The sequence below is a fragment of the Streptomyces sp. NPDC057743 genome (assembly GCF_042798755.1).
Classification (GTDB): domain Bacteria; phylum Actinomycetota; class Actinomycetes; order Streptomycetales; family Streptomycetaceae; genus Streptomyces.
In genome coordinates, this window is sequence record NZ_JBHVJX010000031.1 from 1 (window position 1) to 11,358 (window position 11,358).

Here is an 11,358-nt window from a genome sequence, read left to right on the forward strand (position 1 = left end):
ACAGGGGCCATCGCCCGGCACGCCGAGAGCACGCACCGACCACCGCCCGGCCCGCCCTCCGGGCGAACGACGGGAGTTTGACGACAGGACCTAGGCGCGGATCGACTCCGCCAGTTCGTCCATGCGGCGGGCCAACGACCGCTTCCAGCCGAGCAGTCGGGCGCGGCGGCCCAGGCGCGCGCCGCCTCCCGGGCGCGCGCGACGGCGGCCCCGACCTCCTCGGGGCCGTGCCCGGGATGCTCGCCGACCGGCTCGCCGGTGAGCGGGGAACGGGAGATCAGCACGGTCATCAGGCGTCCTCGCGGGGCAGTGGAAGGAGCGGGCGGTGCTGGGCCCAGGCGGGCCCGAGGTCGTCGAGGGTGTAGCCGAAGGGGTAGGAGCGGGGCCGGTGCAGGCCGGGCCGGGATGCGGGTCGGGCGGGCAGCAGCCGGACGAGCGCCGCCCGGGCGCGCAGCGTGCGGTGGGCCAGCGCCTGCAACCAGGGCGGCTGCGGCGGGAAACCGAGGGCGGTGAGCAGCGGTTCGTCGAGCAGGGCGAGGGAGAAGCGGGCGACGGCGGGGCGGAGCGCGGCCGGGTACCAGGAGGCCATGACCCGGAACGTGGCGTTGGCGACCCGGTGGTTGGCCGGGTGGTAGGCGAACATCTCCGCCTCGTAGGCGTCCAGGAGCCGTTCGTAGCCGGCCATGGTGCGGGGCGCGCCCTCGATGCCCATCAGGGTGGCCAACTTGTGGCCGACCAGGGCGAGGGCGGCGTTCTCGTTGGCGCACAGCGGGCGCCAGCCGTAGCGGTCGATCCAGCGCTTGGGGCCGACGACGGTGGTGGCCAGGACGTAGCGGTAGTCCTCGTTGGGGATGCGGTACTTCCCGTGGATGCGGTTGAGGTGGCGGGCGGCGGCGCGGCCCCGGTCGGAGTCGAGGCCGTCGGCGGCAAGCTCGTAGCCGAGGAGCACGGTGTCGTCGTAGCGCTTCTGCCCGTTGCGCTCGAACTCCTGGGTGCGGTCGAGGAGTTGGGAGATCCGCGGGACTCCGTAGTCGCGCAGGAAGGCGATCGAGACGCCCTGGGTGTAGTCCCACGGGAACTCGTACTGGATGAGCCAGCGGAAGATCTGCTCGAAGTCCCGCTCGGGATCCATCCGGCGGATGGTGCGCAGTCGGGTGTAGCGGCCCATGGTGCGTGCCTCCTTCAGGTGGGTGGCGTGCGGGCGGCCGGCTAGGGCCTGTCCGATGGGTCATGGCCGGACAGCCCCTCATGGCTGCCCAGCAGCGCGTAGCGGACCTCCGCGGCGTCGACGAGGACCTGGCCCGCGGTGACCGGTCGCAGGGTGAGCGAGGGCAGTCGGACGGCGATCGGGAGGTTGGCGGGGATCACGTCCGCGCCGAGGCAGATCCGCGGGGTGCGCACCCTCAACCAGGGGATTTCCAGGGATCCTTGGAGGTAGGTGGCGTAGACGTCGACGTTGCGGATGTCGAGTTGGACGTCGAGGAGATGGGGGGCGCCGTCGGGTCCGGTGACCCTCAGGCGGTAGTCGTCGGCGACGATCCGGGCGGCGTGCACCCACAGGACCTTGATCCGGCCGCCGCCCAGGGTGGGCAGATAGGTCGCGCCGTGGACGACGGCGTCGGTGGCGGTCAGGCGGGTGGCGCCGACGGTGGGGTAGTAGGGGCTGACGGGGTAGGTGGCGCGGCCGGGACCGGGCTGTTGGCCGATGACGACGGGTGGGGCGAGGGCGGTGAGGTCGCCGGGGGTGCCGATCTCACCGGGGTGGGCGGTGCGGGTGGGTGGTGCGGACCGGCCGCCGCCGGACGGGGGCGGGCCGGTGGGGGCGGGGTCGTCGGCGCCTCCGGTGTCGGGGCCGGAGAGGCAGGGGAGCGGGATGTGGCCGGGGGCGTCGCCGGTCGCGCGGGCCGGTGCCGCGGTGGTCAACCCGGCGGCGAGGGCGAGCGGGAGGGTCAGGGCGAGGGCGGCGGCGCCGGGCAGCCGCCCGGGCCGGCCCTCAGGCGCTTTTGGGCGCGCGGCCACCGCCTCCCCCGTTGGTTCCGCCGCGTCCGCCGGTCCCGGGGGCGCCGCGTCCGGCAGCCACCCGAAGGCCATCGACGAGCCCAACAGCCCCAGCCCGCAGCCGATGCCGAAGCCGCCGAGATTGGTGGTCGCGAGCGAGACCAGGGCGGCGATGGCGGTCACCACCGAGACGAACAGCCGCTGGGCGGGCGCGAAGACGAAGAACAGGCCGCCGGCGATCAGCACCAGTCCGACCCCGACCGCGGACATCGCGCCGACGCCGACCCTCAGCATCAACGGCAGCGGCGCCAGCGGCAGCGCGATCAGTTCCAGTCCGCCGGCCACCGCCCACAGCCCGGCCCAGAAGGGGCGTCGGCGGCGCCAGGAGCGCAGCGGGCGGCGCAGTCCGGGCGCCGGCAGGACGCGGTCGAGCCAACTGCCGGTCTCCTTGGCGAGCTCGGCGAGGAAACCGAGGACGAAGGTGAACACGGGCCCTCCTGGCGGCTAGTAGCACTCTTTGCCGGTGTGGCTGAGCTCGATCTCGACCTTGTCGAGGGTGAGCGACCCGCCGTTGGAGGCCCAGGCGGTGCTCTTGACGTCGCGGGCCACCGCGGTGCCCGCCTGGACTCCGAACAGGCCCCGCGGCCCGCTGACGCCCGGCGCCCCGGTGAGGGTCGACGCGTCCCGGCCCGCCTGGACGCCGGTCACCCGACCCCCGCTGCTGGTCAGCGCGTCGGCGTTGACGACGAGGTCCTGGCCGCGCACGGGCCGGTCGCCGCCCGAGCGGACCAGCAGCGACACCTCGCCCACCAGCGGCAGTTGCTGCTTCACCGACAGGCAGACGCCCCTGGCCGTACCGGACCTGATGCCGGCCAGCAGCACCGCGTGACCGGTGCCGTCCGAGCCGCCGAGCGACGACGGGAAGCTGGAGATCCCCCGGCCGGTGATCTCGTCGGCGGAGACCTTGAAGTTCTTGCCGGACACCGCGAAGGAGGCCGCCATCGCCCCCTGCGCCAGGGCGATCACCACCGCCCCCACACAGGCCACGCCCGGCACCAGCATCACCGCGGTGCGCTTCCAGTGCGTCCGTCCCTCGGGGCTCAACTCACGTGCTCTCGCGGCCATTTCGGGAACCTCCCGATGGAGTGAGTCAATGTTACAAGGACTATTGACTTGTTTCACGAGCCGCGTCAACACTGCTGACACGCATTCAGCAAGGAGCGGGAGGGACGCCGTGACGACAGCCGACACCCCCTTCGAACGCCGGGCGGAGCAGGCCCCTGCGCGGGTCCGGGCGCCCCGCCGCGGCGGCGTCGCCTGGCGCCACTTCGGCGACACCCGGGCCTTTCTGACGTCGCCTCAGCTCCTGCTGCTCCAGGTCGCGCACCCCGTCGTCGGAGCCGGCGTCGCCGACCACTCCGACTTCCGCGCCGAGCCCTGGCAGCGGCTGCTCCGCACGGTCGGCTCGCTGAGCACGGTGATCTACGGCGGGCAGGCCGCGGCCACCGCCGAGGCCCGGCGACTGATCGACGTGCACCGGGAGATGAAGGGCGTCGACGCGCAGGGCCGCCGCTACCACGCGCTGCACCCGGAGGCGTACCACTGGGTGCACGCCACCCTCGTCCGCGGCCCGGTCGAGGCGCTGCGGCTCTTCGGCCGGGGCCTGACGCCGGCCGAGACCGAGACGTACTACCGCGAGATGCGCGACGTCGGCCGGGTCTGGGGCCTCAAGGGCCACCATCTGCCGCCCGACTGGGCCTCGTTCTGCGCCTACTACGACGGCGTGGTGGCCGAGCGGCTGGAGTTCAACGACTCGGTGCGCGACGTGCTGGCGGAGCTGGCCCGGCCGCAGAAGCCGCCGGTGTGGTGGGTACCGGCCGCACTCTGGCGCCCGTTCGCCGCGCTCGCCGCCCACTACGCGCTGCTGGTCACCGTCGGCACGTTGCCGCCCGCCCTCCGTGCGCGGTTCGGGCTCGAATGGAGCGACCGGGAGCAGCGGCGGCTACGGAGGTTCGCCCGGCTGGTGCGGTGTCTGATGGCGCCGGTGCCGCCGCCGCTGCGGATCGCCCCGGCGCTCTTCCTGGCCTACTGGGCCACCCACCGGCCCGGCACCGACCCGCGGGCCCGCCGGCCGCTGGGAGCCGCCGTATGATGAGTAACGGTATGGACACGGTACGAAAGACGCCCGAACACCCCGATCCCGCGCCCCCGCCGCCGGGCGGCGTGCTCTGGTCGCTCGTCGGGGACGTGCGGACCCTGCTGTCCCTGCCCGCCGCGCTGACCCTCCAGGTCGCCCACCCCGCGGTGGGCGCCGGCGTCGACGACCACTCGGTCTTCCGCACCGACCCCTGGGGTCGCGGCGAACGCTCCCTGACCTCGTACCAGCTCTGGGTGTACGGCGGGCCGGCCGCGGCCGAGGAGGGCCGGCGGCTGCGCAGGCTGCACCGGACCATCCAGGGCACCGACCCGCACGGCCGGAAGTACCACGCGCTCACCCCCGCCTACTTCTCCTGGGTGCACGCCACCGGCTACCCCGTCTTCCGGCACGCCCAGCGCTACCTCGGCCGCCCCTTCACCCCCGCCCAGGAGCGGCAGCTCTACGCGGAGTGGCTCCGGGTCGGCCGGGTCCTCGGCATCCACGACCGGGACATGCCGGGCACCATCGAGGAGTTCTGGCCCTACTACCGCAAGGTCCTCGACACCGAGATCGAACAGACCGCGGTGGTACGGGAGTTGATCGCCACCGACCAGCCGGTGCCGGCGCCCGACCGCGGCCCCCGGTGGCTGCGACTGCTGCTCCGGCTGGCCTGGCCGGCGCTCCGGCCGGGCTTCCTCCGCCTCCGCCGCTTCCTGACCATCGGGCTGATGCCGCCGGACGCCCGGCGCGCCATCGGCCTGCCGTGGACCGACGCCCAAGAGCGCCGACTGCGCCGACTGGGCCTGGTGGTGCGGCTGGTGGTGCCGGTGCTGCCGGAGCGGCTGCGGTTCCTGCCGGCCGCGCGGCGGGCCCGCCGGGAGCACCGGGCGGCCCGCCGCCAGGGCCTGCCCTAGGGCCCGTCCGACGGGTCAGGGTCGGACAGGCCCTCAAGGCGTGCGGGCGTCAGCCGGGCGCGCCCGGCCCCCGCCCGCCGCCCACGTCAGTGACCGTCGTGCACGGCGTGGGTGGCCGCGATCTGCTTCCAGGACTTGGGCTGGGCGACCAGGCCCCGCGCGGCGAACGCCCGGGCGCCCGCGCCGGTTTGCGGCTTGCTCGGTTGGAACAGCCAGGTGTCGAAGAAGTCGGCCAGCGGCTTGCCGGACTTCTGCTCGGCGAACTTCACGAAGTCAGCGACGGAGGCGTTGCCGTACCGGTGCTCGGTTGGCCAGGACTTCAGCAGGCCGAAGAAGACCTTGTCGCCCAGCTTGACGCGGAGCGCCTGGAGGGCCAGCGCGCCGCGGTCGTAGACCGCCGAGTCGAACTGCTTGTCCGCGCCCGGGTCGCCCGGCTTCACCGTCCAGAACGGGTCGCCCGCCGGGTGCTGGGCGTAGACGTAGTCCGCCAACTGCTGGGCGGTGCCCTCGCCCTCCTTCTCCGACCACAGCCACTGGCTGTACGCGGCGAAGCCCTCGTTGATCCAGATGTCCTTCCAGTCCTTCAGCGACACACTGTCGCCGTACCACTGGTGCGCCAACTCATGCACCACGACCGAGACGTTGGTCCCCTTGTCGAAGGCCTGCTTGCCGTAGAACGGACGGGTCTGGGTCTCCAGCGCGTAGTGCGCCGGGACGTTGGGGACGTAGCCGCCGACCGCGTTGAACGGGTACCGGCCGAAGACGCTCTCCAGCCACTCGGTGACCTCGGTGGTGCGCTCGATGCTGGCCCGCGCCGACCCCAGGTTGGCGCCCAGGTCCGGGCTGACCGCGTTGATCACCGGGGTGCCGTCGGCGGTGGTGTCCGTGGTGATGTCGAACTTGCCGATCGCCAGCGTCGTCAGATACGTCGCCTGCGGCTTGTCCGAGCGCCAGTTGTAGCGCGTCCAGCCCAACTTGGAGGTCTTCGAGGCCAGTACGCCGTTGCTGAGCGCCTGGGTGCCGTCCGGCACCGCGATGGAGATGTCGTACGTCGCCTTGTCGCTGGGGTGGTCGTTGCTGGGGAACCACCACACCGCCGAGTCCGGCTCCTGCGCCACCACCCCGCCGTCCGGCGTGCGCGCCCAGGCGGTGAAGCCGTCGATCTTCAGCTCCGAGGGCTTGCCCGCGTAACGGACCACCACGCTGATGTCCTCGCCCTTCGGCAGCCCCTTGGGCGGGGTGACCTCCAGCTCGTGCTTGCCGGAGGTGGCGAAGGCGGCCTTCTTGCCGTTGACCCGGACCTCGCTGACCTTCAGGCCGAAGTCCAGGTTGAAGCGGGAGAGGTCCTGGGTGGTCTTGGCGAGCAGAGTCGCCGTGCCCTCCAACAGGTCCGTCTTCGGCTGGTACTTCAACCGCAGGTCGTAGTGGGAGACGCGGTACCCGCCGTTGCCGCTCTCGGGGTAGTAGCTGTCGCCCACGTCGGGGGCACCGGGGGTGAAGTCAGCCGCCGACGCCGGGATCGCCAGCATCAGGCTGAGCGCCGCCGCACCCGGCACCAGAAGTCTGTGACGCACGAGTCCTCCAACTCGTAGGGGAGGTCGATCTCTTGAGCTTATGTACGCATCGGGGCCGCGTCATGTCCATGGCCACATCTGACACATGACCGACATCTCATCGACACGCACCCCGTAACGCCCCCTTCTGCACGGGAGTTGACCCGCGCTACCGTCCGCCCGTGACGATACGCATCGCAACCCCCCACCCCCCTTGGAAAACCCTCGTCCTGACCGCCGTCCTCGCCCTCCTCGCGCTGCTCGCCGCCCCCGGTGCGGCGTCCGCGGCCCATGCGCCCAAGGAGAGCACCCCGGTCTACTCCTACGCCCACGCCATCCGCGAGACGGTCTGGGTGGACACCGGGCTCGACGGCGACGGCAACGGTCACCCCGACCGGGTCGCCGCCGACATCATCCGGCCCTCCGAACCCGCCAAACAGGGCCGCAAAATACCCGTGATCATGGACGCGAGCCCCTACTACTCCTGTTGCGGGCGCGGCAACGAGAGCCAGAAGAAGACCTATGACGCCCAGGGCCGCCCGGTCCAGTTCCCGCTCTTCTACGACAACTACTTCGTGCCCCGCGGCTATGCGACCGTCCTCGTCGACCTGGCCGGCACCAACCGCTCCGACGGCTGCGTCGACGTCGGCGGCCGCTCTGACGTGCAGTCCGCCAAGGCCGTCGTCGACTGGTTGAACGGCCGGGCCCGCGGCTACACCGCCCGCTCCGGCGGCAGAGCCGTCACCGCGGACTGGTCCAACGGCAACACCGGGATGATCGGCAAGAGTTGGGACGCCACCATCGCCAACGGCGTCGCAGCCACCGGCGTTTCGGGCCTGAAGACCATCGTCCCGATCTCCGGCATCTCCTCCTGGTACGACTACTACTTCCAACAGGGCGCCCCGCTCTACGACTCCGGCCCCGACGGCCTGGCCAGCGCCGTCGAGAGCCCCGCCGCCCACAAGAACTGCACCGCCGTCCAACAGAAACTGGTCAAGGGCGCCCCGCGCAACGGCGACTGGACCGACCTGTGGACCGAGCGGGACTACGTCCAAGGCGCCGACAAGGTCCGCGCCAGCGTCTTCCTCGTCCACGGCATGCAGGACCTCAACGTCCGCACCAAGCACTTCGGCCAGTGGTGGGACGCGCTCGCCCGGCACGGCGTCCAGCGCAAGATCTGGCTCTCCCAGACCGGCCACGTCGACCCCTTCGACTACCGTCGCGCCGACTGGGTGCGCACCCTCCACCAGTGGTTCGACCACTACCTGATGGGCTACGCCAACGGCATCGACCGCGCCCCCATGGCCGACATCGAGCGCGCCCCCGACGCCTGGGCCACGGACGCCCGTTGGCCCGCCGCCGGCACCGCGGCGGTCACCCTGCACCCGCGCAACGGCACCACCGCCGGCGTCGGCGCGCTCGGCACCCGGCCCACCCCGGCCGGCCAGACCGCCGCCTTCACGGACGACCCCAAGTTGGGCGAGGCCGACTGGGCCGGCGCCATCGACCGGGCCGCCCCGGCCAAGGCGGGCTTCACCACCGGTCCGTTGACCGCCCCGCTGCGGCTCTCCGGCGCCGGCACGGTGACCGTCACCGCCACCCCCAGCACCACCAGCGCCCACCTCTCCGCCGTCCTCGTCGACCTCGGCCCGGACACCATCCGCAACTACGGCGGCGACGGCGAGGGCATCGTCACCGGCACCACCACGAGCTGCTGGGGCGCCGGCACCACCGGCGACACCGGCTGCTTCAAGGACACCGCCGCCGACACCCGCAAGGTCGGCTTCACCGTCTTCAGCCGCGGCTGGGCCGACCTCGGCCACGCCACCGACCCGCACCACGGCCACCCGCTCACCCCCGGCAAGCCCTACACCCTCACCGTCCAACTCGCCGCCAGCGACCACATCGTGCCCGCCGGCCACCGGCTCGCGCTCATCGTCGCCGGCACCGACAAGGACCTGATCGACCCGCCCGCCTCCCGGCCCACCCTCACCCTCGACCTGCCCCGCACCACCGCCCGGCTCCCGCTGACCGGCGGCGCCCCGGCCCTCGCCCGGGCCACCGCGGGCTCGCCGACGGCCGGCCACCCGGCCCGGCCCGCCGACGGCATCGCCCCGCCGGCGTCGCTCAGCCGACTGCCGTAGCGAAACCGAGGGCGAGCGCACGCCCAGGGGCCGCCCCGCGGGCACGGGGCGGCCCCACCCCTCGCCGACCCACGAAAGGCACCCCGTGGCACCCCTGCGCACACCCCGCCCCCGCGGCCTCGCCCTCGGCGCCCTGGCGGCCGCCGGCACCGTCGCGTTCGCCCCCTTCCCGCCCGCGCCCACCGCCCCAACGCCCGTTCCCCGCACGGGATTCGAGGCCAGCCACGGCGCCCGCTGGACCAGCGAGCCGGAGGAGACCGCGTTCCTGGCGGCCGTGGACCGGGCCTCCCCGCGGGTCCGCGTCGAGCGGATCGGCACCACCGTCCAGGGCCGCCCGCTGCGGCTCGTCCGGATCGGCGGACCGGCTCCCAAGGACCCCGCCGCCGTCCGCCGCGGCAACTCCGTGCTGCTGATCTGCTCCCAGCACGGCGACGAACCCGCCGGCCGGGAAGCCTGCCTGAGCACCGTCCGCGACCTCGCCCGCGCCACCGACCCGGCCACCACCCGCTTCCTCGCGCACACCAGCGTCCTGGTCGTCCCCACCGCCAACCCCGACGGCCGGGCCGCCGACACCCGTGGCAACGCCGACCGCATCGACCTCAACCGCGACCACCTCGCACTGACCACCCCCGAGGCCCAAGCGATCGCCGCGCAGCTCCGCGACTACCGCCCCGACACCGTCTACGACCTGCACGAATACACCCCCAAGCCGCCCTGGTACGACCGCGACCTGCTCTCCCTGTGGCCGCGCAACCGCAACACCGCGGCCCCCGTCCACCGGGCCTCCCTCATGCTGTCCCGCTACTTCGTCGCCCCCGCCGCCCAACGGGCCGGCTTCACCACCGGCGTCTACGGCATCTGGACCGACCCGGCGACCGGCGCCCCCGTCAAGCAGGTGGCCGGCGACGGCCAGGGGCGCATCCTGCGCAACACCGCCGGCATCAAGGGCTCCGTCGCGCTGCTCGTGGAGACTCGCGCCGACGGCCAGCGACTCGCCGCCGGGCCGGCCGACCCGGCGGCCGGCAACCGCCGCCGGGTCGCCGCCCAACGCGCCGCCCTGAAGGGCCTGTTCGCCTTCCTCGACCGCGAGCGCGGGCGCATCGAGACGGCCACCACCGCGGCCCGGGCCGCCGGCCTGGCCGACCGCGGTCCCGTCTACCTCGCCGGCGCCGACAACGAACCCCCGGACCCGGACCGGGTGTTGACCCACCCGCCGCGCGCCTACCGCCTGGACGCCGCGCAGTTCGCCCGGGTCCGCCCGGTCCTCGCGGCACACGGGGTGCGCTGGCGGTGGGACGGCGACGGCGGCGCCACCGTGCCGCTGCGCCAACCCCTGCGCGCGCTGGTCCCGTTGCTGCTCGACGGGCGGGCCGACGGCCACCTCGTGGCCGGCACCCCGCTCGACCGCTGAGTCGGCGGCGGGTCAGCGCGCCAACTCCTCGCTCACTGCGCCAACTCCGCGCCCACCAGCCGCAGCACCTCGTCCGCGCACCCCCAGGACACCGTCACCCCGGCGCCCCCGTGGCCGTAGTTGTGCACGCACACCGTCCCGTCCGGCAGTCGCTCCGCCGCCAGCCGCACCGCCGGGCGGGCCGGCCGCAGCCCCACCCGGTGCGCCAGCACGCGGGCCCGCGCCGCCTCGGGCACGTACCGGGCGCAGCGCGCCACGATCGCCTCCGCCACCGCCGGATCCGGCTCCCGGGACCAGGCGCCCTCCCGCGCCGTCCCGCCCAGCACCAGCCCGTAGGGCTGCGGCAGCAGGTACGTGGTGTCCACCGACCCCGCATCGGCGGCGCTGAACCACTCCGTCACGCCCGGATTCTCCACGATCACCAACTGGCCCTGGACCGGGTGCACTTCGGCGTCCGGCACCAGCTCGCGGGCGCCCAGCCCGGAGCAGTTCACCACCGCGGAGGCGCCCTCGGCCGCCTCCGCCAGCGACGCCACCGGCCGTGCCACCACCGTCCCGCCGGCCGCCGCCAACCGCCGCTGGAGATACCGCAGGTACACCGGCATCTCCACCAGCGGCGTGCGGGCCCGCCACCCCGCGCCGCACCCCGGCGGCAGCTCCTCGGCCCGCGCCCGCCGCAGCCCCGGCACCGCCGCGTACCACGCTTCCAGGCCCTCCTCGGGGGCGTCGCCCCCGGCGTCCGCCTGGATGCCCGCCACCAGCCGCGCCCCGGTCTGGGCCGGCCGCCCCGCGAGCCCGGTGAACACCTCCAGCGAGCGCAGCGACCACCGGACCGCCTCGTCGTACGGCCTGATCCGGTACGGCCAGCACAGGCCGCCGGCCACCGCCGAGGTGGTCTCGCCGGCCCCGTCCCGGGCCAGCACCCGTACCCGGTGGCCGGCCTCGGCGAGCACGATCGCCGAGCTCAGCCCGATCACCCCGCCGCCGACCACGTGTATCTCCGGGGCCACCGCCCGCTCCTCGGCCATCTTCCGTGCCTCCTCGGGTTCCGCGTCCGTGCCGTGCCCCCGTCGCCTGGATCTTGTCCGGGTGTGACGTACGCGTAACCCTCCGGCAGTGAGCCGGACCGAAACGGAAAGTACGCTGGTAGGGCCCCCGGAGGCCCGGCCCGCGCCGCGCCGCCGGCGGGCCCCGGCACCGT

The 11,358-nt window shown here is 74.0% G+C and carries 9 protein-coding genes; 4 read left to right on the forward strand and 5 right to left on the reverse strand.

Annotated elements, in window-relative coordinates:
• Positions 1 to 289: 289 nt before the first annotated feature.
• From ACFVFQ_RS29190 to ACFVFQ_RS29200, 3 genes are read right to left on the reverse strand one after another with little or no spacing between them, the layout of a single operon-like run.
• Positions 290 to 1,168, reverse strand: a complete 879-nt coding sequence (locus tag ACFVFQ_RS29190; RefSeq protein WP_383421624.1) for an oxygenase MpaB family protein — start codon at positions 1,166 to 1,168, stop codon at positions 290 to 292.
• A gap of 41 nt (positions 1,169 to 1,209) precedes the next feature.
• On the reverse strand, positions 1,210 to 2,487 hold the full coding sequence (locus ACFVFQ_RS29195) for a DUF6114 domain-containing protein (RefSeq protein ID WP_383421627.1): 1,278 nt from the start codon (positions 2,485 to 2,487) through the stop codon (positions 1,210 to 1,212).
• A gap of 15 nt (positions 2,488 to 2,502) precedes the next feature.
• Positions 2,503 to 3,123, reverse strand: a complete 621-nt coding sequence (locus ACFVFQ_RS29200) for a DUF6230 family protein (protein WP_383421630.1) — start codon at positions 3,121 to 3,123, stop codon at positions 2,503 to 2,505.
• 109 nt (positions 3,124 to 3,232) lie between these two features.
• On the opposite strand from ACFVFQ_RS29200, the gene ACFVFQ_RS29205 reads away from it, so the two are divergent.
• Positions 3,233 to 4,150, forward strand: a complete 918-nt coding sequence (locus ACFVFQ_RS29205) for an oxygenase MpaB family protein (protein WP_383421633.1) — start codon at positions 3,233 to 3,235, stop codon at positions 4,148 to 4,150.
• 11 nt (positions 4,151 to 4,161) lie between these two features.
• Positions 4,162 to 5,049: an oxygenase MpaB family protein gene (locus tag ACFVFQ_RS29210; RefSeq protein WP_383421636.1), complete on the forward strand. Its 888-nt coding sequence runs from the start codon at positions 4,162 to 4,164 to the stop codon at positions 5,047 to 5,049.
• An 86-nt stretch (positions 5,050 to 5,135) separates the two neighbouring features.
• Here ACFVFQ_RS29210 and ACFVFQ_RS29215 read toward each other — a convergent pair whose 3' ends face one another.
• Positions 5,136 to 6,623, reverse strand: coding sequence for a M1 family metallopeptidase (locus tag ACFVFQ_RS29215; RefSeq protein ID WP_383421639.1), 1,488 nt, complete (start codon positions 6,621 to 6,623; stop codon positions 5,136 to 5,138).
• A 161-nt stretch (positions 6,624 to 6,784) separates the two neighbouring features.
• Between ACFVFQ_RS29215 and ACFVFQ_RS29220 the strand changes: the two genes are divergently transcribed.
• Together ACFVFQ_RS29220 and ACFVFQ_RS29225 are read left to right on the forward strand one after the other, a co-directional pair.
• The gene (locus ACFVFQ_RS29220) at positions 6,785 to 8,746 is read left to right on the forward strand and encodes a Xaa-Pro dipeptidyl-peptidase (protein WP_383421642.1); all 1,962 of its coding nucleotides are present in this window, start codon (positions 6,785 to 6,787) and stop codon (positions 8,744 to 8,746) included.
• Positions 8,747 to 8,831: 85 nt separating this feature from the next.
• Positions 8,832 to 10,157: a M14 family zinc carboxypeptidase gene (locus tag ACFVFQ_RS29225; protein WP_383421646.1), complete on the forward strand. Its 1,326-nt coding sequence runs from the start codon at positions 8,832 to 8,834 to the stop codon at positions 10,155 to 10,157.
• A gap of 32 nt (positions 10,158 to 10,189) precedes the next feature.
• On the opposite strand, the gene ACFVFQ_RS29230 is transcribed toward ACFVFQ_RS29225, so the two are convergent.
• On the reverse strand, positions 10,190 to 11,185 hold the full coding sequence (locus ACFVFQ_RS29230) for an FAD-dependent oxidoreductase (protein WP_383421650.1): 996 nt from the start codon (positions 11,183 to 11,185) through the stop codon (positions 10,190 to 10,192).
• Positions 11,186 to 11,358 lie beyond the last annotated feature (173 nt).

Bases quoted from the DNA above. Each gene is read 5' to 3' on its own strand.
- ACFVFQ_RS29190 (WP_383421624.1), bottom strand. From the start codon at position 1,168: ATGGGCCGCTACACCCGACTGCGCACCATCCGCCGGATGGATCCCGAG.
- ACFVFQ_RS29200 (WP_383421630.1), bottom strand. From the start codon at position 3,123: ATGGCCGCGAGAGCACGTGAGTTGAGCCCCGAGGGACGGACGCACTGG.
- ACFVFQ_RS29210 (WP_383421636.1), top strand. From the start codon at position 4,162: ATGGACACGGTACGAAAGACGCCCGAACACCCCGATCCCGCGCCCCCG.
- ACFVFQ_RS29230 (WP_383421650.1), bottom strand. From the start codon at position 11,185: ATGGCCGAGGAGCGGGCGGTGGCCCCGGAGATACACGTGGTCGGCGGC.